This is a genomic window from Weizmannia sp. CD-2023 (assembly GCF_036225245.1).
GTDB classification, from domain to species: Bacteria; Bacillota; Bacilli; order Bacillales; family Bacillaceae_C; genus Weizmannia; species Weizmannia faecalis.
Window position 1 is genome coordinate 16,030 of record NZ_JARTJQ010000081.1, and the last position, 26,338, is coordinate 42,367.

Below are 26,338 nucleotides of genomic sequence, written 5' to 3' on the forward strand. Positions count from 1 at the left end.
TAAGGAAGCAAGCCAAAACCGCCGCGTATCTTAACATAGAGAGGCTCTACGTTAAGAAAGGGAGCCAAATTTGTCTTGTATCTTAACATAGAAGGGCTCTACGTTAAGGAAGCAGGCGAAATCTGTCTTGTATCTTAACATAGAGTGGCTCTACGTTAAGGAAGCAGCTGAAATCCGCCGCGTATCTTAACATAGAAGCGCTCTACGTTAAGGAAACAAGCGAAATTTTGGTTAAAAGTAAACACAGACAGGTTATATATGAAGGAACAGGCCGATATTTTGCCAAAAATAAACGCGGATCGTGCTTAGTCTACGAATTCACCAAAAATTTGCCGGAAAATGAACGCAGAAGCATTTTATTCCGAAAACCCGGTGCAGTTCAAGTGCCGGATAATCGAGAATTCATTGATAAAGGAGAGATAAAATGATCCGGTTTGAACATGTATCGAAACAGTTTCCGAACGGGACCCTTGCTGTAAAGTCTCTGGATTTGGAAATAGAAAAAGGGGAATTTTTCGTTCTGATCGGCCCGAGCGGCTCCGGGAAGACGACAACATTAAAAATGATCAACCGCCTCATCGAACTGTCAAAAGGCTGGGTCCGAATTAACGGAAAGAAAATCAGCGATTATGATATTCATGAACTTCGCTGGGATATCGGATACGTGCTCCAACAAATTGCGCTTTTCCCGCATATGACCATTGCGGAAAATATTGCGGTTGTGCCGGAACTGAAAAACTGGGACAAAAAAAGAATCCGTACCCGTGTCGATGAATTGCTGGAAATGGTGGGCCTGGACCCGAAAGAATACCGGAACCGGAAACCTCATGAACTTTCCGGAGGGCAACAACAAAGAGTGGGCGTTCTACGGGCTTTGGCTGCCGATCCGGAAATCATTTTGATGGATGAACCATTCAGCGCGCTCGATCCGTTCAGCCGGGAAAAATTGCAGGATGATGTGCTTGAAATTCAACAGAGGCTGAAAAAGACAATCGTTTTTGTTACCCATGATATGCGGGAAGCATTGAAACTCGGGGACCGGATTTGTCTCATGAAAGACGGGGAAATCGTTCAGGTCGGGACGCCGCATGCATTTTTAACCAACCCCGCGAACGATTTTGTACGCGAATTTGTCGGGAACAAACAGGTGCCGGTCCGCCTGGAGGAACTCATGATCCCGGTTACAGAAGAACAACAGGCAATATTGCTCCAAACGGAAACTGTTTCTTTACAGGCTCCATTGGCAGAGGTATTCGAACAGCTGGCCTCGTTTGAACAAATTGCCGTTATGGATGGCGGAAAAATGGTCGGGGTGATCAACCGCCCGCACGCCATGAAAGTCATGTCACAATACTTAAGGGATGGAGGCCGGATGCATGAGTAGTTTCATCACCACCTTTTCAAACCGGAGAGCCCAGCTTTTGAACGCCCTTTTACAACATATAGAAATTTCATTAATTGCGCTTTTTTTCTCGTTATTGATCGCGATCCCGCTCGGCATTTATTTAACGCGGAAACAAAAAATCGCGGAAACCATTATTGGCATAACCGGCGTGCTGCAAACCATTCCATCTTTGGCTTTGCTCGGCCTGTTAATTCCGCTTTTTGGCATAGGGACCGTCCCGGCCGTGATTGCGCTCGTCGCATACGCCCTGCTTCCGCTTTTGCGCAACACCTACACTGGCATTAAAGAAATTGACCCTTCATTATTGGAAGCAGCAAGGGCGATGGGAATGAACAGAAGAAAACGGCTGATAAAAGTGGAGCTCCCTCTGGCCATGCCGGTCATCATGGCAGGGATCCGGACGGCTGCCATTTTGATTATCGGAACAGCGACGATTGCGGCGCTGATCGGAGCCGGCGGATTGGGTGACATTATCCTGCTTGGCATCGACCGGAATGATTATGCCCTTGTCATTCTCGGTGCCATTCCTGCTGCCCTGTTGGCCATTCTTTTCGATGTTTTGCTCCGGCAGCTTGAAAAAGTTTCTTTTAAGAAGATGATGGTGGCATCCGGCATTTTTATCTTGATGATCGTGTTGATCGTTGGTTCACTGGTTGCGCCAAACTTGCTTCATAAAGACGGGCAAAAAACGATTGTGATTGCCGGCAAGCTGGGGTCGGAACCGGAAATTCTGGACAATATGTACAAGTTGCTGATTGAAGAGAACACAGATTTAAAAGTGAAGTTAAAAACAGGGTTGGGCGATACAACCTTTGTTTTCAATGCGTTGCAGTCAAAGGATATCGATCTTTATCCGGAATTTTCCGGGACAGCCATCGTCAACATGCTGAAAGAGAACCCTGTCAGCACAGCCGGCAAGGAAGTGTACGCGCAAGCAAAAGCAGGCATGGCCAAAAAATACAAGATGGCATTGTTACGCCCAATGAAATTTAATGACACTTATGCGATTGCAGTTCCGCAAAGTTTTGCAAAGAAATACCATTTGAAAAAGATATCGGACCTTGTAAAAGTCGAACAGGACGTAAAAGCCGGATTTACCCCCGAATTTGCCGATATCAAAGACGGATATCCCGGTTTGTCAAAAAAATACGGGTTGCATTTTCATGTGGTGACAATGGATCCGTCTGTACGGTACCATGCCATCCAACAAGGCAAAGTGAATCTAATGAACGCCTACTCCACAGATGGCGAACTGCAAAGGTATCACCTGGTCGTTCTTGAAGATGACAAGCATTTCTTCCCGCCATACCAGGGTTCGCCTTTATTGCGGCAGGAAACGGTTGACAAATATCCGGAAATTGTGCCGGCATTGAACAAGCTGGCCGGGAAGATTACAAACACCCAAATGCAGAAAATGAATTATGAAGTCGGTGTCAAAGGTAAGAAAGCGGAAGATGTTGCAAGAGCCTTTTTAGTAAAAGAAGGGCTCCTGAAAAAGTGACCGGATTATGCCGGGGCGTGCCGCGGAAACGTTACGGTGCATCGTTGAATGCGTGAACCTCTTGTTGCAAAGGTAGTCCAAAGTTTTAATCTGTGCCGGGAATTTCGCCCCGTATCGGGTGGAAATTGCCCGGCACGAAATTTGTCTGCGATATAAAATGCACAAAATATTGCAGCCTGTTGCCTGCTGTAAAATGGAGTTATCATGCAAATGGGTGCTTGAGCTTATGGTAAAAACTTAAGTTTATTTTTGCCCTCGTCCATCGACATGTTAGGTTATTCCACGATCCTGCCACAATTTTTCAATTCCCTGCCCTAGCATCAGCATATCTAGTAGTCTGCCCCTTGCCTCTTCAATCAATGCCTGAATCGTATTTTCCCACCCCATGAAACACCGGCAGCATTTTATTTCTGGGAAAAAGAAAGCGCTATTGACAAACTTGTATATACAGGATATGATGAGAATGTAAGATGTATATACAAGATTACGAGTAAATGAAAACGGTTTTGTGAAATAAAGTGAGGTGGCAATCATGTTTAAATTATTTCAAAAGAAGCCAAAGGAAGAACGTATTTTTGCTCCGGTAAGAGGGCAGGTTGTTGCCATTGAAGAAGTGCCGGACCCAACTTTTTCCGAAAAAATGATGGGGGACGGCATTGCGATAAAACCAACCGAAGGCCTCCTCGTGGCGCCATTTGACGGGGAAGTGGTGCAAGTCTTTCCGACGAAGCATGCCATCGGGCTGCGCGGCGCATCCGGGCTGGAACTTTTAATTCATATTGGGTTGGAAACGGTGACATTAAACGGGGAAGGATTTGAAACCGCTGTAAAAGCAGGCGATAAGGTGAAAAAAGGCGATACGCTCATCACCTTTGATCTGGCATTGATTCAAGAAAAAGCGGCGGATACCATCACATCCATCGTGGTGACAAACGGCGAGGCAGTTCATCTTGACAAAAAAATAAATTTGGATGCTATGCCGAAAGAAACGGTGGTCATGGTTGCCCAGTTGTAAGATCGCCAACAAGACAGGAGGAATGACAACATGGCGAAAATCAGCAATGAATCTGTAAAACAAATTGTTGAAGCAGTAGGCGGAAAAGACAATATTGCCGTGGCAACGCACTGTGTGACACGGCTGCGGTTTGCATTAAAAGATGAAGGAAAAGTAGACAAAGAAAAACTGGGGAAAATCGATCTTGTCAAAGGTTCTTTTTCAGCAAACGGACAGTACCAGGTTGTGATCGGCCAAGGGACAGTGGACAAAGTATATGACAAAATGGTTGAACTGACGGGTATCGGGCACGCTTCAAAAGAAGATGTGAAAAACGAAGCCGCAAAGAAAATGAATCCGCTTCAACGATTTGTCAAAATGCTTTCCGATATTTTCATCCCGATTTTGCCGGCAATCGTGACAGCTGGTTTGTTAATGGGATTGAACAATCTTTTGACAGGCCAGGGCATTTTTTACGCCCATAAGTCTTTTATTCAAGTTCACGAAAGCTGGGCCGGGCTTGCGGACATGATTAACATCATTGCCAATACCGCCTTCACGTTCCTGCCGATCTTAATCGGGTGGTCGGCTGTGAAACGGTTTGGCGGCAATCCGCTTCTCGGGATTGTGCTCGGCGCGATGATGATCCATCCGGACTTATTGAATGCTTATTCATACGGTGAAGCACTGAAAAGCCACTCTATCCCGGTATGGAATCTGTTTGGCTGGCATGTCAATAAAATTGGCTATCAGGGGCAGGTGCTGCCGGTCCTCGTATCGTCCTTTATTCTGGCGAAACTTGAACTATGGCTGAAAAAACGGATCCCGGATGCCATTCAGTTGCTGCTTGTCGCCCCCATTGCTTTACTTGTAACCGGATTTGTGACATTCGTGGCAGTCGGGCCGCTGACTTTTGGCATCGGGAACTGGATTACAGGCCTTGTCGTATATGTATTTAACCATGTACCGGCAATCGGCGGCCTGCTTTACGGCGGCTGCTATGCGCTCCTTGTCATTACAGGGATGCACCAGGCTTTTCTTGCGGTCGACTTCCAGTTGATCTCGAGCGCTGGCGGCACGTATTTGTGGCCGATTCTCTGCATGTCCAATATTGCACAAGGTTCGGCTGCGCTTGCCATGATGTTTTTGGCAAAGAACAAAGTGGATAAAGGGATGGCCGGCACATCTTCCGTTTCTGCTTATCTCGGTATTACGGAACCGGCGATGTTCGGTGTCAATCTCCGCTTCAAATATCCGTTTGTTTGCGCACTGATCGGCTCAGCCATTGCAGGGATTGTACTGGCAACCGGACATGTGAAAGCCCCGGCCATCGGCGTCGGCGGGATCCCTGGATTCTTGTCCATCTTCCCGCATTCGTGGGGAACGTTTTTTACCGGTATGGCGATCGTCATTGTCGTGCCGTTCGTGCTGACCTTCTTGTTCGGTAAATTAAAAAGACAAAAAGCGTAAAGGACAGGAAAGCGGACTGTACAATGGCAGGCCGCTTTCCGGCTATATAAAATTGGATCGCTTTAACATCCAAATCATATTTCGAGCCTTCATGGCATTACGACGATAGCAATTTGGGAGTGGAAAAAATGGAACAACCTTGGTGGAAAAAAGCAGTTGTCTATCAAATTTACCCTAAAAGCTTTAAAGATACAAACGGGGATGGCATTGGCGACCTTGAAGGGATTATTGAGAAACTAGATTATTTGAAAAAGCTTGGCATCGATGTCATTTGGTTGACGCCGGTTTATCCGTCCCCGCAGCGCGATAACGGATATGACATCAGCGACTACTATGCCATTGATGAGACGTACGGTACGATGGAAATATTTGAGCAACTGCTTATAGAAGCGCATGCACGAAATATAAAAATCATGATGGACATCGTTGTCAACCATACTTCAACCGCGCACAGATGGTTTATCGAAAGCGCATCATCGAAAGACAACCCGTACAGGGATTACTACATTTGGCGGGACCCGAAAGACGGGAAAGAACCGAACAACTGGGTCTCCAAGTTCGGCGGGCCGGCATGGCAATACGATGAAAAAACCGGGCAGTACTACTTGCACCTGTTTGATGTGACACAGGCGGACTTGAACTGGGAAAACGAAAAAGTCCGGGAAGCAGTCTACACCATGATGAAGTTTTGGCTTGAAAAAGGGGTTGACGGCTTCCGCCTTGATGTCATCAATTTGATTTCCAAAAACCAGGATTTCCCCGATGATGACGGATCAGTCCCGCCGGGCGACGGGCGCAAATTTTATACGGACGGCCCGCGCATCCATGAATTTTTGCATGAAATGAACGAGAAAGTGTTTTCAAAATATAATGCGATGACTGTCGGGGAAATGTCTTCAACCACGATTGAAAACAGCATCCGCTATACGAACCCGGCTTCCCGTGAGCTGGACATGGTGTTTCAGTTTCATCATTTGAAGGTCGATTACGAAAACGGCGACAAGTGGACGGCTGCCGATTTTGATTTTCTAGCACTGAAAAAGATTCTGTCCACATGGCAGACGCGCATGCATAAAGGCGGCGGCTGGAACGCCTTATTCTGGTGCAACCACGACCAGCCGAGAATCGTATCAAGATACGGCGATGACGGCAAGTACCGGGTGGAATCGGCGAAAATGCTGGCAACGGTGATCCATATGATGCAGGGAACGCCTTATATTTACCAGGGAGAAGAAATCGGCATGACCAATGCGCATTTTGACCGGATTGAACAGTACCGGGATGTCGAGTCCCTTAATATGTACAACATTTTACAGAGCCGTGGAAAAAGCCATGCGGAAATCATGGAAATATTAATGCGGAAATCAAGGGACAATTCGCGTACGCCGATGCAATGGGACAGTACGAAAAACAGCGGGTTTACTGAAGGCACGCCATGGATTGCGGTCGCTTCCAACTACCCTGATATTAACGTAGAAAAAGCGCTGAAAGATCCGAACTCCGTTTTTTACCATTATCAAAAACTCATTCAGTTAAGAAAAACGTATGATGTCATCACAGATGGGGACTTTCAGCTATTGCTTCCGGATCATCCGCGAATCTTTGCTTATTTGCGGACAAGTGAAGACAGCAAGCTGCTGGTCGTGAATAATTTTTACGGAGAACCGGTGCAGTTTGAGCTGCCGGGGACGCTGGACGGGGCAGCTGAAATATTGATTTCCAACTATCCCGATTCTTCTCTGGATTTTCATTCTTTCACCCTGCGTCCGTATGAATCTGTTGTGTACTTTTTGACAAAATCGTAATGCCGTTTTTGCCATGGTACAATACAAGTGGTGATCCCAAATGAAAGAAAACAAGTATTACACGATTTACCATCAGCTTGCTGAAAAAATCGAAAACGGGGAGATGGAAGCAGGCAGCCTCCTGCCATCCGAGCATATTTTGGCGGAACAATTCGGGGCTTCAAGGGAGACGATCCGGAAAGCCCTCAATCTGTTATCCCAGAATGGCTATATTCAAAAAATCCGGGGAAAAGGTTCTGTTGTACTGGACGTAAAAAAGTTTGATTTTCCGGTTTCAGGCCTTGTCAGCTTCCGTGAAATTGCGGAAAGCTCAGGGAAGCCATGGCGCACGAATGTCCATGAACTTGTCCTCATCAGACCGGACGATGCCCTGGCCCGGCAGTTGAAAATATCCGGAAAAGAAGAAGTATGGCAGGTAGTCCGGTCGCGGGAAATTGACCATGAGAACATCATTTTGGATAAGGATTACATCCGGAAAAAGTTTGTCCCGTCGATTACAAGAGATATTTGTGAAATCTCGCTCTACCAGTATTTTGAAAAAACACTCGGCCTTGTGATCAGCTTTGCGAAAAAAGAAATCACAGTCGAAAAAGCAACAGAGGAAGACTACAAGTATCTTGACATGGACGAGTACAATCATGTCGTCGTTGTCCGGAACCATGTTTATTTGGATGATGCAAGCCTTTTGCAATATACCGAATCGCGCCACAGGCTGGACAAATTCCGGTTTGTCGATTTCGCGAGGCGGGAGCACCGGTAAGCGGATTTGTTTAAAGCCAAGTGCAAAATACCCTGGCAATGTTCGCCAGGGTATTTTTGTGCATGGAGGAATCCTCCCGTGTTTTTCCTGATTATACAAACAGATTGATGATCAGGACAATAAAGAATGCTGCAAACGACAACAAGGTTTCCAATACGGTCCAGGTTTTAAACGTCTGTTTGACAGACAGCCCGAGATATTCTTTAACAAGCCAAAAACCGGCATCGTTGACATGGGAGAACATGAGTGATCCTGCACCGGTTGCAATAACCAACAGCGGAAGATTGATCCCTGTCATGTGGACAACAATCGGATCGACGATGCCTGCTGCCGTGGTCAGTGCGACCGTTGCAGAACCGGTTGCGATCCGGATCAGGCCGGCTACAACAAAGGCCATGACAAGCGGGGAAAGCTGCCATTGCGTGGCAACCTGGGCAATCGCATCACCGACACCAGAGGAAATCAGCACTTGTTTAAATGCCCCGCCTGCACCGATGATCATCATGATCGAGGCAAGAGGAGCGAGGGACTCCCCGGTCAGTTTATTGATCAAATTCCGCCCGATGCCCTGTCTGGTTCCAAGCAAATAATAGGCGACAAACACTGAAATCAATAATGCAATCAACGGGTTTCCGATAAAATTTAAAAAATGGGCCAATTGGGCAGGCATCCGGACGAACGGTACAATAACCGTTCCGATCATTAAGATAATTGGCAGTAAAATCGTAAAAAAGGAAACCCCGACAGACGGATAAGATGTTGCCGAAACATTTGCCGCCACTACTTTCGGTTCTGTTTCCGGTTTTACCCGTTTACTAATGTAATGAGCAAATAACGGGCCGCCAATGATACCGGCCGGCAAAGCGACAATCAATGAATAAAGCAAAACCTGCCCCACATCGGCATGAAAAATACCGATCGCTGCCATTGCTCCCGGATGGGGCGGGACGATGCCGTGTGAAATGGATAAAGCAGAAATCATCGGGATCGCAATCAGCAAAAGATTTTTCTTCGTTGTTTTTTGGATCGCAATCACAAGCGGCAGTAAAATGACAAGGCCGACTTCAAAAAATACCGGAATACTGATAATCAAGCCGGCAAAGAAAGTGGCCCATGGAAGATTCCGGTCACCGAATGCCCGGGTGAAATAATTTGAAATCTGTATACCGGCGCCTGATTCGGACATCATTTTCCCTAGAATGGTGCCCAGTGCAAGAATCCCCAGCAATGAACTGAGAATACCCCCGACACCTTGTTCATAATCTGTCACAATTTTTGTGATTGGCAGTCCGGCTGCAAGGCCAAGAGCCAAACTTGCAACCGACAGACTGATGAATGCATGCCATTTTAACCATGTGACCCCGACAATGACGAGTGCAATGGCAAGGATGGTAATCGTGATGAGATAAGCACTGCTCATGAAAATCACTGCTTTCTTTAATAATTTTAAGAGTACGATTGCTGATGAAGCGAATGGCCTCTTATCCGTTGATGCAAAACAGGAGGCCTTTCCCCCGGCCGCAACACCGCTGATGTATAAATAGGGCTTGTTTTTTGGAACCGGCTAAAAAGCATTCCCGGTTCAAACGGCGAAAATACCCGGCTAGAGCCGGCATTCATCTGCGGCTTTAAAACGCGGCTGGCGTCAGGCAATGTATGCTTCAAATCGCGGCTCATGCTTGCCTCGCATTCGTTTTAACGGATATTCAAGCCGCGGCCAATACCTGTATAAATATCGCAGTACTGTTGCCTGCTGTAAAAATAGGCATCATGCATGGGTGCTCGGGTTTGATATAAAAACTCAAATTCAGCTTATATCGTTCATTTTTCCGCGTCTGTTCCAAATTGCGATTGTTGAAAAGCAGCAATATCGTTCCATTCATCGTTCAGTTTGCGCGAAAGGCGGATGAAGATCGGGAATAGCTGCTCATAAACCGCCACGTTTTCCGGGATCGGCTGATGGCTGTGTACAGAACCAACCATTGTGGAAACGACATCCAGGCTGTCCGCTTCTCCTACCGCATACAAGCCAAGTACAGCCGCCCCCAGGCAGGAACTTTCAAAACTTTCCGGGACATTGACCGGCTGATTGAAAATATCTGCCATCATCTGGCGCCAAAGCGGTGAACGGGCAAATCCCCCGGTTGCCTGGATCCGTGCCGGTTCTCCGGTTCTTTCCTTCATGGCCAGCATGACACTGTAAAGGTTGTAAATAATGCCCTCCAACACGGCCCGGATCATATGTTGTTTTTCATGATGCAGAGTGAGGCCGAAGAAGGCGCCCCGGGCATTCGGGTTCCACAACGGTGCGCGTTCACCGCTGAAATACGGCTGAAAAATTAACCCGTCCGCACCCGGCTTCACACGCGATGCCATTCTTGTCAGCACATCATAAGGGCTGATGCCAAGCCGCTTTGCCGTTTCAACCTCGGAAGCTGCAAATTCATCCCTTGCCCATCTCAATATGCCGCCTCCGTTATTGACAGGCCCGCCTACCACCCATTTATCTTCCGTCAATTCATAGCAGAAAAGCCTGCCTTTTGGATCAGCAGCAGGATGGTCCAGTACGGTCCGGATCGCGCCGCTTGTGCCGATGGTGACTGCAACAACGCCCGGATCAATCGCGTCCACGCCGAGATTTGAAAGCACACCGTCGCTTGCGCCGAGCACAAATGGCGTATCTTTGCCCAACCCCATTTGGTCTGCATATTGGGGATCAAGCCCGCTCATGATCTGTGTGGTCGGAACAGGTTTGGATAACCGGTCCGCTGTTAATCCGGCCAGTTTTAATGCTTCTTCATCCCAGGACAAGGTGTCCATTCTCATCAGACCGGTGCAGGAGGCAATGGAATAATCGACAACGTATTGATGGAACAAACGGTAAAAAACATATTCTTTAATTGAAATAAATTTTGCTGCTTTTTGAAAGATTTCAGGCCTTTCATGCCGCAGCCACATCAGTTTTGGCAATGGGGACATCGGATGGATCGGCGTCCCCGTCCGCATATAGATTTCATGGCCACCCAATTCTTCTTTCAGTTTGCGGCACCAGCCGATGCTCCGGTTATCCGCCCAGGTGATGCAGCGCATAAGCGGTTTGCCTTCCCGATCTACAGGAATGACACTGTGCATGGCGCAGCTGAAGCTGACAAACCGGATTGTTTCGGGGCTTTGGCCGCTCTTCGCTGTAACAGCCTGAATGGTATGAAGGACAGCTTGGAAAATCTGCTCCGGATCCTGTTCTGCAGTAAATGCATCCGGCGTATACAACGGATAACCTTGATTGGCATTTGCGATGATGGTTCCATCGGTTTTGTAAAGTACAGCTTTGGTGCTGGTTGTGCCGATATCAACCCCTATCATACAGGCGTCATGCATCGTAAAAGCCTCCTTTTTAGTATGTTAAAGCGAACGTAGCAAATTCATTGAATACTTGTCGACAACTTGAATGTAATAAAAAGCGATGCCGCCGGGCCAGATTGCCGAAAAGGAATGGAAACATAAAACCCTGCGCCATGCGGGCTGCGCCTACTCCGTTTTTCCCTCTGCCGGAAAAGATTTATCGAGTGTTCTTTTTGAGTCTTTAAAATAAGCAGAAACAGATTGTTCCACGTTTTCTTCATTTCCGGTTAAAAGGCTGTTTACGATTTTCCGGTGTTTTTCAATGACCCATGCCAGATGGTCAGGGCCGTGGGCAAAAACATCTTCCGTTGTCACGAGGAGTACGGCCATGATCAAGGACTTCATGCCATTCCAAAGATTCAAGATCCGTTTATGGCCGGCATGGCGGATGATCCGATCATGGAAAGAAAAATCGTAATAGGCGAAATCGCTGTGATTCTCGTATTTTGCTGCAATCTTCATTTTATCGATCGTCTCGTTCAGGAATTGGATCAACTGTTCCTGAGGAGCAGCAGACACTCTTTGCTGCGCAAAAATCTCAATCATTTCACGTACGTCGTACAGTTCATGAATATCTGTCAGCCCCATTCCCAGTACGCGGGCGCCCATTCTTTCCAATTGAATAAGACCGTCGTTGGCAAGGGCTTTCAATGCATCACGGACCGGCGAACGGCTCGTTCCGTATTTCCGGGCAATCTGGTTTTCGGAAATGATGTCACCAGGCTTGATTTCATTTGTAAGGATCAGCAGGCGCAATTCATTTGCGATCTGCTCGCCAAGAGAAGCATTTTTCATCCATTGTTCAGGGAACTGTAGCATATTCAAAACTCCCGTTCGTGTAAATTTGATCCGAAAAGCCTGTCTCCGTTTCAGTGCGGCTTACTGGCCGGACCGGGTTACTGCATGTCCGCCAAATTCATTCCGGAGTGCGGCAACGACTTTGCCGGTAAAAGTATCTTTTTCAAGGGAACGGTACCGGTTCATCAAGGATAAGGCAATGACCGGTATGGATGCTTGCAAATCAAGTGCGGTTTCAACCGTCCATTTGCCTTCCCCGGATGATGCCATGACACCACTGATTTCATCGAGATGGGCGTCTTTTGAAAATGCATCTTCCAATAGTTCAACAAGCCAGCTGCGAATGACGGATCCGTGGTTCCACACTTTTGCAACAGCCTGGTTGTCGTAGTCATACGGGCTTTTCTCGAGAATTTCAAATCCTTCAGCCAATGCTTCCATCATGCCGTATTCAATACCGTTATGCACCATTTTGAGGAAATGGCCGCTTCCCGGTTTTCCGGTGTATAAATACCCGTCTTTTTCTGAAATTTTTTCAAAAAGGGGCTCCAACTGATCAAATACCGGCTTGTCTCCCCCGATCATCAGGCAGGCGCCATTCCGGGCTCCGTTGATCCCGCCGGACGTGCCGACATCAAGAAAATGAATGCCTTTGTTTTGAAGCAAAGTATAATGCCTGCATGAATCGGTATAATGAGAGTTGCCGCCGTCAATTACAATATCGCCGGCGCTGAGCAAGTTGCTGAGCTTGTGAATGGTTTCGTTTGTCGGTTCCCCGGACGGCACCATCACCCAAATTTTTCTAGGGGCTTCAAGATTTTGGATCAGCGCTTCCAATGAAGGAAAGCATTTTGCCCGTGAATCAAGGGATGACAACAGTGCGGTTGCATCTCTGGACGTGTCATACGCCTTTACATCCACTTGATGATCCAGCATATTGAGTGATAAATTCAACCCCATTTTTCCAAGTCCAACGATCCCGATTTCCATAAGAGATCCTCCTCTCGTAAGATTGTAAGATTAGTATACTTGTCGACAAGTTGAATCGTGAGCGCTTTCTTTTTTGTGAAAAAGTAAAATGTTTTCGTTTTCAAATCCATCATAGTTTATCGAACAGGGGTTGTCAAGGAAGAGAATGTATTCCTATTTTTTCCACTTATCTGCATACAAGCGTTCCATCGATCCGGAATGGGAAGTTTCAGGTGGTATAAAACTGGATCGGATCTCCCCAGACGCTCCAAGAGCTTTACCTCCGTTAAGTGTGGAGCCTCAAAACGGCTAGAGGTCTAAAGAAAGGCTCTTAAGCTGTTTCGAGGCTTTTTACTCTTTGATTCTTTCTTAATTGTACTCATATTGAGTAGAAGCTTATTATGCCAACAACCCAAAGGAACAATAGTATTCCAATAATTGTAAACAACATAATTTTTGTACTTTTTTTCATGACCCGGCCCCCTTTTTATTAACACTTTTTACCAATCCGCGTAATGCCTGTCCATCTTTTTCCATCACATTTTTACCAATTCTTCATCTATCATTATTAATCAAACAATAAGGAAATTCCTTTAAAAAATGGCCATTTTGTTGCGGGAAAGTAAAATATTTTCGATTTCAACTTTTTCATAGTCTGAGAGATATGCCCGCCGGTCCGCATGGAAATTTTCAGTTGGTATCTAAACTTGATGCAGATCAAATGCAGATTTTCACAATTGATATAGAATAAAGGGAGGGGGAATTCAACAGATCGGAGTGAAAAAAGATGAAAACGATCATTGTGTATTCAACCATGACAGGTACAACCGAATTTATGGCAGAACAAATTGCGGCAGCCCTGACAGAAGCGGGTTATGCCGTTGATATAGCAGAATCAACCAATACAAGCGCGCATGAACTTACCGGTTATGATCTGATTCTGATCGGCGCAAATACATGGGACGAGGGCGATCTTTGGGATGAGATGATCGATTTTTATGAGGAACTTCCGGAAGTCGATTTAACCGGCAAAAAAGGTGCGGTGTTTGGCGCCGGCGACTCTTTTTACGAGCATTTCGCCACCGCGGTGGATACGATGGAGGAAGCATTGAAAAAGCAGGGGTGCGAGCTGCTTTTGGACGGGTTAAAAGTGGATGTCGTCCCGGATGAGGAAATCGAAACTGCCTGCAAAGATTTTGCCCGGAAACTTGATTTACGCTGCCGCGAGTTAGGACTGGTGCAGCAATGAACACCGTCATCCTGCACAAGCTTTCCCTTTTGCCAGAAGAGCCGGGATGCTATTTGATGAAAAGCCGGGAAGGGGAAATCATTTATGTTGGAAAGGCAAAAAAGCTGAAAAACCGGGTACGCTCTTACTTTACCGGTTCCCATGATGAAAAAACAACCCAGCTTGTCGGAGAGATTTTTGATCTGGAATGGATCGTCACAGCGACCAACACGGAGGCTTTGGTGCTGGAAATGAATCTGATTAAGCAGTACCGGCCGAAATACAATATTATGCTAAAAGATGATAAAAGCTACCCCTTTATCAAAATTACGGATGAACGGCACCCTCAGCTCATTTTAACGCGCGAAGCAGGCCGTGATAAAGGGAAATATTTCGGCCCGTTTCCGAATGCCCGGGCGGCAGCGGAGACAAAAAAAGTACTGGACAGGCTTTATCCGCTCAGGCGTTGTCCGGAATCAAGCACCCGCCCCTGCCTGTATTACCAGCTTGGACTGTGCATTGGCACCTGTGCAAGGGAAGTGGGTGAAGAAGAATACAAGGAACAAATCCGCAAAATTGTCCATTTTTTCCACGGCGGTTACCGAGCAGTTTTAAAAGACATGAAAAAAGAAATGATGCAGGCAGCAAAAAAGCTTGATTTTGAAAAAGCGGAACAACTGAAGGAACAAATCATGCAAATTGAAGTGACCATGGAAGATCAAAATATCGTGCTGAACGACCCTGTAAGCCGGGATATATTCGGCTTTGCTGTTCAAGACGGGTTCATGTGTGTCCACGTTTTTTATATGCGGGACGGCAGGATTATAGAGCGGGAGGTTATTTTCAGACCAATTGGAAGTAAGGAACCGAAAAGGGCATTTCTTGACTTTTTACAGCATTTTTATGGCGAGAGTGGCAATACGTTGCCAAAGGAAATGCTCATTCCGGCAGCAGTTGGGAAGGAAGCGGCCGAAATATGCGTTTCCGCCCGTATCGTGCAGCCGAAACGCGGGCAGAAAAAAGAAATGGTGCAGCTGGCAACTAAAAATGCGCGTATTGCGCTGGAAGAAAAGGTTTCGTTAATGGAGCTTGAAACGGTGTAGACTGCCGCATATTTCACGGCAATATCGGCAAAAGAATGCGTACTGCAGTGCCTTTGCCAGGTTCGCTTTTTACATTGATAGAGCCCCCGTGAAGTTCCACGAGCTGTTTCGTAATCGCCATACCGAGGCCGGGATCACTTGTCTGTAAAGCGTTTTCCGGGTAAAATGGCATGAGAAGCTAAGCCATCATCATATGACAATAAGAGCTTGGGCAAAACTAAATTTTTTTTAGGGGGCTCATCACATGGAGTGCCATCATCATATCCATGGTTCCCATCCCGGGCATGGTTGTAAAAGCCATGCGGGATGCATACGGCTCGTGCCTATTTTCAACCATCTGGAAGAAGAACAGATGGCGAAGATCGGGGCGTCTGTTGAAACGCTGGCATTACAAAAGGGGGAAATACTTTTCCGGGCAGGGGAAAGAGATGATACGCTGTATATTATCCATACCGGAAAAGTAAGGATTTACCGGTTGGCAGATTCGGGAAAGGAGCAGCTTGTCCGCATATTAAATCCGGGTGATTTTACCGGCGAGCTGGCTGTTTTTCAACCGGGGGAAATTCATGAAAATTACGCAGAGGCCCTGCAGGATTCGACCATCTGCAGGATGAAACAGAAGGACCTTCAAGCCTATTTGCTGGCATATCCCCAAATCGCTTTAAAAATCTTAACGGAAATCACAAAGCGTTTGGAAGAATCGGAAAAACAAACGGCCCGGGTAGCGGTCGAAAATGTGGAATCCAGAATCATCTCCTTTTTAGCCAGTTGTGTGGAACAAAGCGGGACGAATGATACAGTGATTGCCTTGCCAATGTCTAAAAAAGATTTGGCTTCTTATCTTGGAACAACCCCCGAAACCATCAGCCGAAAGTTTACAAATCTGGAAAAACAGGGATTAATAGAACAGTTGCCAAATAAGAAAGTCAAAATTCCTGACTTGGACGAGCTGTTATTGTATGCAGATGAGGCAACGTCAGCCGGCGGCCACCACTGAAAAAGTGCTGAAAAAATAAACAAGCGGCGGGAAACCACTAATAATGGTGACCCGCCGCTTTTTGTGTGTCCAAAATTTTGCCTGCGCATTTTTTCAATGGACCCGGCCTGCGGTGTATTTTTAAAAAAATCTTGACAAGGGTCAATGATGAAAGCAAGTGGCTCTTTTAAAATAATCGTATAACAGGTGAGGGGGAGTTCCAATGTTAGAACAAATCCATCAACATAAGCATCATCTGGCATGGATCGCCGGCGTTTTGATCGTTCTTGGTTTATGGATGAACTGGATGGGCTTTTACGCCTGGAGGGACGGTTTTTTGATGGCGGCAACCGTTGCTGCTGTCCTTCCCATCGCCATCAAAGCCTGGCAAGCGGCGAGGATGAAAACGTTCAGTATTGAGTTGCTCGTTACGGTGGCGGTTGCAGGTGCCTTCCTGATCCACGAATATATGGAATCCGCAGCCGTCACTCTTCTGTTTTTGTTCGGCGATTATTTAGAAGCCAGGACATTAAAGAAAACCCGTTCGTCTTTAAAGCAATTGGCAGATATGGCCCCGCAGGAAGCGATCTTGCTTCAAGAAGACGGAACCCGAAAAAAAACGGCCGCAGATCGCGTCCGGGTAGGGAACAAGCTGGTTGTCCTCCCGGGCGGCAAAATTCCGGTTGACGGGACCATTGCAAAGGGCCGGGCATTCGTGAACGAATCAGCGGTTACCGGGGAACCGGCACCCGTCATGAAAAAAGAAAACGATCCTGTTTTTAGCGGCTCGATTTTAGATAACGGCTATATCGAAATGATCGCTGAAAAGGTCGGGAATGACACAACCTTTGCAAAGATGATTGAACTGGTGGAAGAAGCACAGGATGCAAAATCGAAAACCGAACGTTTCCTCGACCGGTTTGCAAACTATTACACACCGGCGATTGTCATCCTTGCACTCGCCGTGTTTGTTTTTACCCGTGATTTTCACAAAGCGATTACCTTCCTGGTCATTGCCTGCCCAGGTGCGCTCGTGATTGGCGCTCCCGTGTCAAACGTAGCGGGAATTGGAAACGGCGCGAAACACGGTGCGCTGATCAAAGGCGGGGATGTGATGGAAAAACTGTCAAAAGTGGATACGCTCGTATTTGATAAAACCGGCACGCTGACAAAAGGGAAGCCGGAAGTCACGGATTTGCACCTGCTTGGCACAAGGCGCGAAGAGGAAGTGCTCGGGCTTGTGGCCAAGGCGGAAACCGTTTCTGAACACCCGCTCGGCCAAACGATTGTGAAAGAAGCAGAAGCAAGGGGCATCCCGTTTAACCGGTATCACTTGCAGGAAGGTGAAGCGATAAAAGGGAAAGGCATGACGGCAACCATTGATGGCATAGCCATTACTGTGGGGAACCGCAAATTGATGGAAGCACAAGGCATCACCATTTCTCCATCAGCGGGCAGTTACGCAACCGATCGTGAAAAAATGGGGAATACTGCTATTTTTATTGCGGTCAATGGAAAGTTGGAAGCCATTCTGTCCATCGCCGACCAAATCCGTGAAGATGCCCGGGCTGCCTTGGAGGACATGCGCGCTGCCGGGATCAAAAGGATCGTCATGTTAACAGGCGATAACCGCCATACCGCCCGAGCCGTCGCCAACCAATTGGGTATTGATGCCTTTCATGCAGAGCTGCTTCCGGATGAAAAAGTGGACTATGTGAAGAAACTGAAAGAGGAAGGAGCTGTTGTGGCGATGGCAGGAGACGGCATGAATGATGCCCCTGCGATTGCAACGGCAGATATCGGGCTTGCCATGGGGAAAGGCGGAACGGATATCTCTATCGAAACGGCTGATATCGTTTTGATGGCAGACAAGCTTTCCCAATATGTCCATGCCTTTGCCCTTTCGAAAAAAACGATGCGGAATATGAAACAGAATATAGCAGTGGCATTGGCGGTCGTCGTATTTTTGCTTGTTGGGGTTCTCCGGGGGCAGGTAGACCTTGCAGCCGGCATGTTTGTCCATGAAGGCAGCGTTTTAGCTGTTATTCTCAATGCGATGCGGTTGATCGGGTTTGCACCAAAAGGCGGACGGCAGAAGTTCAAGATCAGCAAAATGGGCGAACTTGATGGAGATCAATTACGGAAACCGGTGCGGCATGTAAAATAAAAACAAAAGGAGGGAAACGGAATGAAAAAAGCCGTGATGCAATTAGAAACGTTAACCTGTCCGTCTTGTATGAAAAAAATAGAAGGCGCGCTGGACAAAGTGGAAGGCGTGGAAAATGTGAAAGTACTTTTCAACGCCAGCAAGGCAAAAGTAGATTTCGACGAGGCAAAGGTTTCAACAGATGAGTTGAAAGAAATCGTTGAAAAAACAGGCTATCAAGTTCAAGCAGTGAAGACGAATTAAAAAAGGATAAGGTTGAGGCCAGTTGTTGGTCCCAACCTTTTCTTTTTTTGCAACCTGAAAGACGTATACGAATCAGCCCAGAAAGGTCGCGGTTGTTGGATCAACTTTTTCATTTTTGCAACTGCTGCTTGAAAGGGGCGGGAATAACGGGCTAATCGGGATTGCCTCTATAACGTAGACAGGTTCTATGTGAAGGAAGGCCTCCGTTTTTTTCAAGCTTCCTTAACAGGAAGATCTTCGTTATTTCGTGCTTCCTTAACGTAGCTGGGCTCTATGTGAAGGAAGGCCGTCGTTTTTGCATGCTTTCTTAACGTAGCCGGGTTCTATGTGAAGGAAGGCCGTCGTTTTTGCATGCTTTCTTAACGTAGCCGGTTCTACGTGAAGGAAGGCCGTCAATTTTGCAAGCTTCCTTAACATAGCCGGGTTCTATGTGAAGGAAGGCCGTCAATTTTGCAAGCTTTCTTAACGTAGCCGGGCTCTATGTGAAGGAAGGCCGTCATTTTTTCAAGCTTTCTTAACGTAGCCGCACTCTATGTAAAGGAAGGCCGTCAATTTTCCGTGTTTCCTTAACGTAGCCGCCCTCTATGTAAAGGAAGACCTCCGTTTTTTCAAGCTTCCTTAACATAGCCGCGCCCTATGTGAAGGAAGATCTTCATTTTTCCGTTCTTCCTTAACGTAGATGGGCTCTATGTTAAGAAAGCCCTTCATTTTTCCACGCTTTCTTAACATAGCCGGGCTCTATGTGAAGAAAGACCTTCGTTTTTCCATGCTCCCTTAACGTAGCCGGGTTCTATGTGAAGGCAGCAGCCCACATTTTCACCAGTGCTTTACGAAGAGCGCCCCTATGAGAAGGAAACGCTTAAAATTTTTGCCATTGTGCTTCTGGTTTTTTGCAATGTCATGTGTGGGGGAGAAATTTAATGGGTAAAGTCAAACCGATGTATTGTACCTGCTCCCTCAATCGTCTAAAATGGATAACGGACTGTGAAAATCCATTCCTTAAGGAAAAAGGCGAAGAAGGCTGCTCCGTATTCGGCATCTTTTTACGGACAAACTTGAAACATATTCAACGTAACTGAGGATTGATATCTTTTGTCGAATATGGTAGGATAACAACATATAGAAATTCTAAAACAAAAAAATACTAAATATAGTATGCGAGTATTGGTGGCTTTGAGATGCCTGAAAAGGGAATCCGGTGGGAAACCGGAGCTGCCCCCGCAACTGTCAGTGTGGACGAAAGAGCAAACCACTGTACCGGCTGCTTTTTTTGGCGGCGGTATGGGAAGGGCTTCATTAGAATGAAACACAAGCCAGGAGACCTGCCAATACTTGAAGTTTCTATTCTTCGGGGTGCGGGAACGGGAAACGGTAAAACAGATGATCACGGATGCTGTTTTTCTGCCGTTTTTGCCGTTCATCCCCCTGAAATGAACGGTTTTTTTGCGTTCAAAAAAGGGAGGAGAAAACGTGATATCTATTCAACTGGAATCAAAAGAAATGATTTTGCAGCTCATTGATCAAATGTCTGCAGGCCTGGAGATTGAAACCGGCGCTTATAAGGAAAAGATTTTAAAGTTATGGGACCAGGATGCCTCTTTGGTGGAAAAAACAGATCTACTTATTAAACATGCCCTTGAAAATATCGATGAAGCAGGTGCGGCCTGGACATTCTTTGCAGCGAGAATTTACTTACATAAGCTTTATGCCGAAGCCGCCAAAAACCGGCATTATGATCCAACCCTCAAGTACGGGTCTTTCTATGATTTGATCAGGCAGCTGGTAGAAAAAGGCATTTATTCTCCAAAACTGCTTGACAAATATACAAAGCAGGAAATAGAAACGCTCGGCCGCCTAATCGACCCGGAGAAGGATTTGCTTTTTACGTATCCCGGCCTCTATACGCTCGTAACCCGTTATCTGGCAAGTGATTTTGAAAAGCATGTCTATGAACTGCCGCAAGAGCGCTGGATGGTGATTGCGATGTACCTGATGCAGGATGAACAGCAGGAAACCCGGATGGAACATGTGAAGGAAGCGTACTGGGCACTCAGCAATCTGTACATGACGGTCGCAACCCCGACGCTCGCGAATGCGGGCAAAACGCATGGCCAGCTCTCGAGTTGTTTCATTGATACAGTGGCGGACAGCCTGCAATCAATCTATGACAGTAACACCGACATCGCCCAGCTTTCGAAAAACGGCGGCGGGATCGGTGTGTATATGGGAAAAATCCGTGGACGGGGAAGCGCGATTAAAGGTTTCCCGGGCATGTCGAGTGGTGTGGTGCCGTGGATCAAACAACTGAACAACACGGCAGTGAGCGTTGACCAGCTCGGGACAAGAAAAGGCGCCATTACCGTCTACCTCGATGTGTGGCACCGCGACATTGAAGATTTTCTCGATTTGAAGTTAAATAACGGCGATGACCGGCTCCGTGCCCGCGATATTTATACAGGCGTGTGCATCCCAGATTATTTTATGGAACAGGTGGAAAAGCGCGGGGACTGGTATGTTTTTGATCCGCATGAAGTAAAAGAAGTCATGGGGTTTGCTCTTGAAGATTTTTACGATGAAGAGAAGGGAAAAGGGAGCTGGCGTGAAAAATATGAGGCGTGCATCCATGCCGATCTCCGTTCGAAAAGGAAAGTTCCGGCGATCGAGATTATGAAGCGCATCATGAGATCGCAACTTGAAACAGGAGCGCCGTTTATGTTTTACCGCGATGAAGTGAACCGGCAAAACCCGAACAGCCACAAAGGGATCATTTACTGCTCCAATTTATGCACGGAAATTGCCCAGAACCAGTCCCCGACTGAGCTGATTGAAGAATGGATCAAAGAAGAAAATGTGATCGTAAAGAAATACCGTTCCGGGGATTATGTCGTCTGTAACTTGAGTTCCATCAATCTTGGGAAAGCTGTCCCGGACGGGGTGCTCGAACGGCTTATCCGCATCCAGGTCCGCATGCTCGATCATGTGATTGATGTCAATACGTTGCCCATTAAACAAGTGCAAATCACGAACAAAAAGTACCGTGCGGTCGGGCTTGGCACATTTGGCTGGCATCATTTGCTGGCACTTGAGGGAATTGAATGGGAAACGGAAGCAGCCGTCGAATATGCGGATAAACTGTACGAAAACATTGCCTACTATGCGATTAAAAGCAGCATGGAATTAGCCAGGGAAAAAGGCAGCTATCCGGCATTTCCAGGCAGCAAGTGGAGCACCGGCGCTTATTTTACCGGTAAAGGCTACACAAGTGAACGCTGGTTGGCGCTTGCTGAAGAAGTGAAAAAATACGGCTTGCGGAACGGATATTTAATGGCGGTTGCACCGAATGCGACCACTTCGATTATTGCCGGCTCGACAGCAAGCATTGACCCGGTTTTCCAGCCTTATTATATGGAAGAAAAAAAGGATTACAGATTTCCGGTTACAGCGCCTGATTTAGACCACCGGACGTACAACATTTACCGCCGTTCGGCTTATAAACTTGACCAAAGATGGTCCGTCCGGCAGAATGCGGCAAGGCAAAAACATATTGACCAGAGCATCTCTTTCAATTTTTATGTGCCGTACAATATCCGCGCGCAAGTGTTGCTTGATCTCCATCTGCAAGCTTGGAAGTCCGGCTTGAAAACGACCTATTATGTGCGCTCGACCTCCAATGAAGTGGAAGAATGCGAGTGGTGCCAAAGTTGAAAGTGCTGATTGCGTACTTATCCTATAGTGGCAATACAAAAGAAACGGCGGAACTGCTGGCATCCTGGTGCAGGGCGCGCGGGATGGCGGTGGACATGCACGAAATCGGCATTTCCCCGCCGTTTTCGCCGCGCGACTATGATTTGATCCTGGTCGGAACTTTCACATGGGAACGGGGCGCCACGCCTGAAGAAGTGAAGGATTTTGTTCTGGAAATTGGCTGGAAACCTCCCAATGTCGCTGTGTTTGGAACGGGGGAAACGCAATTTGGCGGTGATGATTTATTCTGCCTGGCCGCCCGCAAACTTGCAAAATTTTATAATAGCCCATGGGAACCGTTAAAAATTGAACAGTCTCCGAGGGGAAGCCAGGAAAAAGAAGTGGAAAAATGGATAGAAGGAGTGCTGGAAGATGTCAAACGCTTTGCTGGAAAAAGCGAAAACGTTGGATCCGGTTCACCCGAATAAAGCGACTGCCTTATTCGGAGGAAAGTCAAGCGGAATTTTAAACTGGAATGATCTTGCTTATCCGCACTGGTATAAGACGTATAAACGATTGTTGGGGAATTACTGGCAGTCGGATGAAGTGAATATGTCAACAGATGTGAAACAATTCCCGCTGTTATCGGAAAAAGAGCAGGAAACGTTTTTGAAAATCATCAGCCTGCTGGCAACGCTCGATTCTTCACAAACGAGGACGATTTTGCTTGCTTCACTGTATGCGACCGATCCGTCCATCCAATCGATTTTGGCGGTGATTGCCCAGCAGGAAGCTGTCCACAATGAGAGTTATTCTTATATTTTATCGTCCGTCGTGTCCCTTGATAAACAAAATGAAGCGTTTGAAATCGGGCGGAAAGATCCGGTGCTGCTAAAGCGAAACAAAAAACTGATGGAGCAATACAATGCGTTTGCCCAGCAGCCGGATGTGGAAGATATTGTGAAAACGCTCGTGTATTCGACACTGCTGGAAGGGTTGTTCTTTTATTCCGGTTTTGCTTTCTTTTATAATCTGGCGCGGCAGAACAAAATGGTCGGCACATCGACGATGATCAGTTATATTAACCGCGATGAGCTGGAACACGGGCGCTTTATTTCGGAACTGATCCGCGCGGTGCTTTCCGAACATCCGGAATTGAACACGCCGGCCTTTTCCGATTGGGTATATGCCCGGTTCCGCGAGTCCGTTGACTTGGAAACCGAGTGGTCGGAATACGTGCTCCAGGACGTGGAAGGGATCGATCTTGAGGAAATGGCAGGTTTTATTAAATACCGTGCCAATAAAATGCTGCGCATGATCGGATTAAGCGAGCTGTACCCGGAACATGTTGAAAATCCGATGAAATGGATTCGCGCCTATGCTGATAATTTCGATGCAACCAAAACGGATTTCTTTGAACAAAAGTCCCGTTCTTATACAAAAGTGAGCGATTTGAACGGATTTGATGAGCTGTAATCTGTCTAGAACACAGTTTGCAGCACGGTGAAAAAATATTTTCGGAAAGAAAACGGCAAAAAAAGATCTGATGGATGGCACTAGCAAAAAAGCGGGAGTGATTCCCGCTTTTTGCATGCCAACTAGGGCTTGCTGAATAAGCAAAATTTCTAGATTTGGCAAGGATGCTGACGGATTTGGCAAAAATTTAAATGCAAGGGGTTTACAACCAATTTAGGGAAAAACTTGCATTCAAAAGCCAATACAAACGAGATATTTTTAGACAGCGTTTACGGACAAATAGGGTGCAAACTCAGAATTGGATTCGTTCAGCAAGCCCCAATTACGTGGTGAAATGCTTTTCCTTTTTCAAACGCATGAGCGCTTTTTTATTTTTCCACAGCAGGATGATGAAGTTGCCCAGCCAGATCCATAAGAGAAAACGAGGATATTTTTGAAAAATGAGAAAGAGGGATAGCAGCAGGAATCCGGTTGTCGTTTGCAGGCTGTCTTCACTGCTGGTTGTTTTTTTGCCTTTTTTCACCACCTTTGCTAGGACATAAAAGCATGCAAGAATAACGGCATAAGTGAGGGATATGCGAAATTTGGTCAATGCGCTCCATACGCCGAAGCTTACGGCAAGGCCTTTTCCACCGTTTCCCTTTAAAAAAGGGGAAAAGGCATGCCCGGCAATCGGTGCCAGGGCAATGGGAATCAACGCCTTGTGCGATGGGACCGCCCCCGATTTTATGATCAGCCAAACTGGAAGAAAACCTTTGCCGAAGTCACCCGCAATGCCAAGCAGCCCAAATTTGTAACCGGCTTTTTTCCAAAGGTTTGCTGCACCAGGGTTTCCGTCCCCGGTTTTGCGAATATTGACGTTTAATAACAAGCCGATCCAGTAAGAAAACATCAGCGAACCGGAAAGAAAACAAAGTGCTGATAATAAAAAAGTCATTTGTTTTGCCCCCTTCCCACATCAATGTATCTGCCTTTCCAAAGCACTTTTTTACGAAAATGGGACTGATAAAGGGAATACAGGATGACAACCAGGAAAAAAATCATCGATAAAAAGTGAAATAAAGGATGCAGGATGCCAAAGTTTCCCGTATGCCGGTTAAAATAATAGATTTGGGCGGCATACAGCAAATACCCCGCAACAAAGTAAGGGATGCCGGAGAAGCAGCCGAGCTCGGATATGAGCAGACCGAGAATCCAGAAAACTACAGCCGCAATTGTAAAAGGATGAATGGCTGATGTGCTTAACACCGCCCCTTTTGCAAATCCTTGCAGCTCATGGCTGAAACCGCCGGGATACATGTGGAAGAAGACGAGCCCGCTTCCGGTAAAATTGGTGACCGGAATGCCAGCCTGTTGAAAACGGGCGCCTAAGTTCAGGTCGTCCAGCATTTCAGCGCGGATATTCCCGTGCCCGCCAATTTTGTCATAATCTTCTCTTGATACACAAATACAGGCACCATAAAGCCCTTTTTGTCGGTTTAGGCGCTCAAACGGCGAGGTGAATGAGAAAATCCCGAGCAGGTTCAGAACCATTGCCAGTTTCTCATAAAATTTTTCAGTAAGATGGTATGGAACGACAGAGATGGCGCCTCCCTGCTGTTTTTGTGCTGTAACAAGAGAGCTGATGGCGTGTTCAGCAAGGCGGATGTCGGCATCGAGAAAGATAAGCAGATCCCCGGTGGATTTCACGTAACCGTTCCAGACGGCCCACGTTTTTCCGGTCCATCCATCCGGAAGATCAGGCGCAGAAACGACGGTGACACCGAATTTTTCTGCTGTTTCTTTTGTTTTGTCTTCGGAATGGTCGTCCACCACAATGATTTCACCGGGTTTGGTTGTTTGCTTGTTTAAAGAATCCAACAGGGCAGGCAGGGTGTTTTCTTCATTTCTTGCCGGAATAATAACGGATATCTTTTCCCGCCCGGCTGTGCCGTGTGCTTGCGGTAAAGGGCGCTTACGGAAAAGGACGAATCCCGTCAGCAGGCCGCATAAAATAAACCAGAATAAAATGGCAGACATGTTCACCACTTCCTGTTCTGCTGTATAGAGTGAACGTAGGGTAAATTTGTATGGCAAAGCAGTTAAGATGAATTTTGTATCTCTATTTTACATCAGGGCTTCCCGGAAGGAAAAAGTTAGCATGCAGATAGAATGATGGTTTTGCGTCTGCCCCTCCTGTTCTGAGGGCATGGCAGATGAAATTTGAAAAAATAGTGTGCCCACCACTTGAAAAACGAACGTTTGTCCTTTATAATAAAACTGAAAAATAAGAAAAGGAGTGCTGCCTTTGGAACTTGTAATGGAAAAACATGCCGGTTATCACGTGCATGATCGTTTTTTTAAGGAGCTGATCCAAA

General features: G+C 46.7%; 22 protein-coding genes, 1 pseudogene and 1 riboswitch. Of the genes and pseudogenes, 16 read left to right on the forward strand and 7 right to left on the reverse strand.

Annotation, left to right across the window (positions count from 1 at the left end; translation table 11 throughout):
* Positions 1 to 424 precede the first annotated feature (424 nt).
* The 6 genes from opuFA to treR all read left to right on the forward strand — a co-directional run bounded on the left by opuFA (position 425) and on the right by treR (position 7,935).
* Complete coding sequence (opuFA, locus tag P9687_RS12000) at positions 425 to 1,384, forward strand: osmoprotectant update ABC transporter ATP-binding subunit OpuFA (RefSeq protein ID WP_035191272.1); 960 nt, start codon at positions 425 to 427, stop codon at positions 1,382 to 1,384.
* Positions 1,377 to 2,906, forward strand: coding sequence for an osmoprotectant update ABC transporter permease/substrate-binding subunit OpuFB (opuFB, locus tag P9687_RS12005; RefSeq protein ID WP_035191275.1), 1,530 nt, complete (start codon positions 1,377 to 1,379; stop codon positions 2,904 to 2,906). Before opuFA ends, opuFB begins: the two co-directional genes overlap by 8 nt.
* Positions 2,907 to 3,438: 532 nt before the next feature.
* Complete coding sequence (locus P9687_RS12010) at positions 3,439 to 3,921, forward strand: PTS sugar transporter subunit IIA (protein WP_014096407.1); 483 nt, start codon at positions 3,439 to 3,441, stop codon at positions 3,919 to 3,921.
* Positions 3,922 to 3,951: 30 nt separating this feature from the next.
* On the forward strand, positions 3,952 to 5,370 hold the full coding sequence (treP, locus tag P9687_RS12015; RefSeq protein WP_014096406.1) for a PTS system trehalose-specific EIIBC component: 1,419 nt from the start codon (positions 3,952 to 3,954) through the stop codon (positions 5,368 to 5,370).
* A 128-nt stretch (positions 5,371 to 5,498) separates the two neighbouring features.
* Complete coding sequence (gene treC, locus P9687_RS12020) at positions 5,499 to 7,175, forward strand: alpha,alpha-phosphotrehalase (RefSeq protein WP_328228669.1); 1,677 nt, start codon at positions 5,499 to 5,501, stop codon at positions 7,173 to 7,175.
* A gap of 40 nt (positions 7,176 to 7,215) precedes the next feature.
* Entirely contained in the window at positions 7,216 to 7,935 is a 720-nt protein-coding gene (gene treR, locus P9687_RS12025) for a trehalose operon repressor (protein WP_061565655.1), read from the forward strand.
* Between the two features lie 91 nt (positions 7,936 to 8,026).
* Here treR and P9687_RS12030 read toward each other — a convergent pair whose 3' ends face one another.
* The 4 genes from P9687_RS12030 to gnd all read right to left on the reverse strand — a co-directional run bounded on the left by P9687_RS12030 (position 8,027) and on the right by gnd (position 13,125).
* Positions 8,027 to 9,355, reverse strand: coding sequence for a GntT/GntP/DsdX family permease (locus tag P9687_RS12030; protein WP_046721526.1), 1,329 nt, complete (start codon positions 9,353 to 9,355; stop codon positions 8,027 to 8,029).
* A 401-nt stretch (positions 9,356 to 9,756) separates the two neighbouring features.
* Entirely contained in the window at positions 9,757 to 11,313 is a 1,557-nt protein-coding gene (gene gntK, locus P9687_RS12035; protein WP_260832256.1) for a gluconokinase, read from the reverse strand.
* Positions 11,314 to 11,463: 150 nt separating this feature from the next.
* On the reverse strand, positions 11,464 to 12,156 hold the full coding sequence (locus P9687_RS12040; RefSeq protein ID WP_017550602.1) for a GntR family transcriptional regulator: 693 nt from the start codon (positions 12,154 to 12,156) through the stop codon (positions 11,464 to 11,466).
* Positions 12,157 to 12,216: 60 nt separating this feature from the next.
* Positions 12,217 to 13,125 carry a phosphogluconate dehydrogenase (NAD(+)-dependent, decarboxylating) gene (gnd, locus tag P9687_RS12045; RefSeq protein WP_061565653.1) on the reverse strand — a complete coding sequence of 303 codons (909 nt, stop codon included), beginning with the start codon at positions 13,123 to 13,125 and terminating at the stop codon, positions 12,217 to 12,219.
* Between the two features lie 766 nt (positions 13,126 to 13,891).
* Here gnd and P9687_RS12050 point away from each other — a divergent pair.
* Together P9687_RS12050 and uvrC are read left to right on the forward strand one after the other, a co-directional pair.
* Positions 13,892 to 14,353, forward strand: a complete 462-nt coding sequence (locus P9687_RS12050; RefSeq protein ID WP_014096398.1) for a flavodoxin — start codon at positions 13,892 to 13,894, stop codon at positions 14,351 to 14,353.
* Positions 14,350 to 15,435, forward strand: coding sequence for an excinuclease ABC subunit UvrC (uvrC, locus tag P9687_RS12055; RefSeq protein WP_052042116.1), 1,086 nt, complete (start codon positions 14,350 to 14,352; stop codon positions 15,433 to 15,435). The genes P9687_RS12050 and uvrC overlap by 4 nt, the downstream gene beginning before the upstream one ends.
* 13 nt (positions 15,436 to 15,448) lie before the next feature.
* Here the strand turns inward: uvrC and P9687_RS12060 are convergent, their stop codons facing one another.
* On the reverse strand, positions 15,449 to 15,607 hold the full coding sequence (locus tag P9687_RS12060) for an ATP-binding protein (protein ID WP_017550597.1): 159 nt from the start codon (positions 15,605 to 15,607) through the stop codon (positions 15,449 to 15,451).
* A 72-nt stretch (positions 15,608 to 15,679) separates the two neighbouring features.
* Here P9687_RS12060 and P9687_RS12065 point away from each other — a divergent pair, with 72 nt between their 5' ends.
* The 7 genes from P9687_RS12065 (at position 15,680) to P9687_RS12095 (ending at position 23,981) form a co-directional block, all read left to right on the forward strand.
* A complete protein-coding gene (locus P9687_RS12065; RefSeq protein WP_035182739.1) occupies positions 15,680 to 16,432 on the forward strand; it encodes a Crp/Fnr family transcriptional regulator in 753 nt (250 codons plus the stop codon).
* Between the two features lie 202 nt (positions 16,433 to 16,634).
* Entirely contained in the window at positions 16,635 to 18,578 is a 1,944-nt protein-coding gene (locus P9687_RS12070; protein ID WP_328228670.1) for a heavy metal translocating P-type ATPase, read from the forward strand.
* Between the two features lie 21 nt (positions 18,579 to 18,599).
* On the forward strand, positions 18,600 to 18,821 hold the full coding sequence (locus P9687_RS12075) for a heavy-metal-associated domain-containing protein (RefSeq protein ID WP_017553182.1): 222 nt from the start codon (positions 18,600 to 18,602) through the stop codon (positions 18,819 to 18,821).
* Positions 18,822 to 19,969: 1,148 nt separating this feature from the next.
* A riboswitch (cobalamin riboswitch) is annotated at positions 19,970 to 20,165 on the forward strand.
* Positions 20,123 to 20,341, forward strand: coding sequence for a hypothetical protein (locus tag P9687_RS12080; protein WP_158657222.1), 219 nt, complete (start codon positions 20,123 to 20,125; stop codon positions 20,339 to 20,341). It overlaps the preceding riboswitch by 43 nt.
* Positions 20,292 to 22,526, forward strand: coding sequence for a ribonucleoside-diphosphate reductase subunit alpha (locus P9687_RS12085; protein WP_014096391.1), 2,235 nt, complete (start codon positions 20,292 to 20,294; stop codon positions 22,524 to 22,526). The genes P9687_RS12080 and P9687_RS12085 overlap by 50 nt, the downstream gene beginning before the upstream one ends.
* Positions 22,511 to 22,993: a flavodoxin gene (locus tag P9687_RS12090; protein ID WP_014096390.1), complete on the forward strand. Its 483-nt coding sequence runs from the start codon at positions 22,511 to 22,513 to the stop codon at positions 22,991 to 22,993. Before P9687_RS12085 ends, P9687_RS12090 begins: the two co-directional genes overlap by 16 nt.
* Positions 22,938 to 23,981 (forward strand): ribonucleotide-diphosphate reductase subunit beta, encoded by a 1,044-nt coding sequence (locus P9687_RS12095; RefSeq protein ID WP_014096389.1) that lies wholly within the window; start codon positions 22,938 to 22,940, stop codon positions 23,979 to 23,981. Before P9687_RS12090 ends, P9687_RS12095 begins: the two co-directional genes overlap by 56 nt.
* Positions 23,982 to 24,303: 322 nt before the next feature.
* Here P9687_RS12095 and P9687_RS12100 read toward each other — a convergent pair whose 3' ends face one another.
* The gene (locus P9687_RS12100) at positions 24,304 to 24,918 is read right to left on the reverse strand and encodes a glycerol-3-phosphate acyltransferase (RefSeq protein WP_014096388.1); all 615 of its coding nucleotides are present in this window, start codon (positions 24,916 to 24,918) and stop codon (positions 24,304 to 24,306) included.
* Entirely contained in the window at positions 24,915 to 26,000 is a 1,086-nt protein-coding gene (locus P9687_RS12105; protein WP_014096387.1) for a glycosyltransferase, read from the reverse strand. Before P9687_RS12105 ends, P9687_RS12100 begins: the two co-directional genes overlap by 4 nt.
* A gap of 268 nt (positions 26,001 to 26,268) precedes the next feature.
* Between P9687_RS12105 and P9687_RS17350 the strand changes: the two are divergent.
* Positions 26,269 to 26,338 (forward strand): annotated as a pseudogene (locus P9687_RS17350) (Rpn family recombination-promoting nuclease/putative transposase); the annotation flags it as partial.

Excerpts from the sequence above, each read along its gene's own strand:
- treC (WP_328228669.1), top strand. The coding sequence starts at position 5,499 with ATGGAACAACCTTGGTGGAAAAAAGCAGTTGTCTATCAAATTTACCCT.
- gntK (WP_260832256.1), bottom strand. The coding sequence starts at position 11,313 with ATGCATGACGCCTGTATGATAGGGGTTGATATCGGCACAACCAGCACC.
- gnd (WP_061565653.1), bottom strand. The coding sequence starts at position 13,125 with ATGGAAATCGGGATCGTTGGACTTGGAAAAATGGGGTTGAATTTATCA.
- opuFB (WP_035191275.1), top strand. The coding sequence starts at position 1,377 with ATGAGTAGTTTCATCACCACCTTTTCAAACCGGAGAGCCCAGCTTTTG.
- P9687_RS12080 (WP_158657222.1), top strand. The coding sequence starts at position 20,123 with ATGAAACACAAGCCAGGAGACCTGCCAATACTTGAAGTTTCTATTCTT.
- P9687_RS12065 (WP_035182739.1), top strand. The coding sequence starts at position 15,680 with ATGGAGTGCCATCATCATATCCATGGTTCCCATCCCGGGCATGGTTGT.
- P9687_RS12075 (WP_017553182.1), top strand. The coding sequence starts at position 18,600 with ATGAAAAAAGCCGTGATGCAATTAGAAACGTTAACCTGTCCGTCTTGT.
- opuFA (WP_035191272.1), top strand. The coding sequence starts at position 425 with ATGATCCGGTTTGAACATGTATCGAAACAGTTTCCGAACGGGACCCTT.
- P9687_RS12010 (WP_014096407.1), top strand. The coding sequence starts at position 3,439 with ATGTTTAAATTATTTCAAAAGAAGCCAAAGGAAGAACGTATTTTTGCT.
- P9687_RS12060 (WP_017550597.1), bottom strand. The coding sequence starts at position 15,607 with ATGCCATTTTACCCGGAAAACGCTTTACAGACAAGTGATCCCGGCCTC.
- P9687_RS12030 (WP_046721526.1), bottom strand. The coding sequence starts at position 9,355 with ATGAGCAGTGCTTATCTCATCACGATTACCATCCTTGCCATTGCACTC.
- treP (WP_014096406.1), top strand. The coding sequence starts at position 3,952 with ATGGCGAAAATCAGCAATGAATCTGTAAAACAAATTGTTGAAGCAGTA.
- P9687_RS12100 (WP_014096388.1), bottom strand. The coding sequence starts at position 24,918 with ATGACTTTTTTATTATCAGCACTTTGTTTTCTTTCCGGTTCGCTGATG.
- P9687_RS12040 (WP_017550602.1), bottom strand. The coding sequence starts at position 12,156 with ATGCTACAGTTCCCTGAACAATGGATGAAAAATGCTTCTCTTGGCGAG.
- uvrC (WP_052042116.1), top strand. The coding sequence starts at position 14,350 with ATGAACACCGTCATCCTGCACAAGCTTTCCCTTTTGCCAGAAGAGCCG.
- P9687_RS12105 (WP_014096387.1), bottom strand. The coding sequence starts at position 26,000 with ATGTCTGCCATTTTATTCTGGTTTATTTTATGCGGCCTGCTGACGGGA.
- P9687_RS12050 (WP_014096398.1), top strand. The coding sequence starts at position 13,892 with ATGAAAACGATCATTGTGTATTCAACCATGACAGGTACAACCGAATTT.
- treR (WP_061565655.1), top strand. The coding sequence starts at position 7,216 with ATGAAAGAAAACAAGTATTACACGATTTACCATCAGCTTGCTGAAAAA.
- P9687_RS12095 (WP_014096389.1), top strand. The coding sequence starts at position 22,938 with ATGTCAAACGCTTTGCTGGAAAAAGCGAAAACGTTGGATCCGGTTCAC.
- P9687_RS12070 (WP_328228670.1), top strand. The coding sequence starts at position 16,635 with ATGTTAGAACAAATCCATCAACATAAGCATCATCTGGCATGGATCGCC.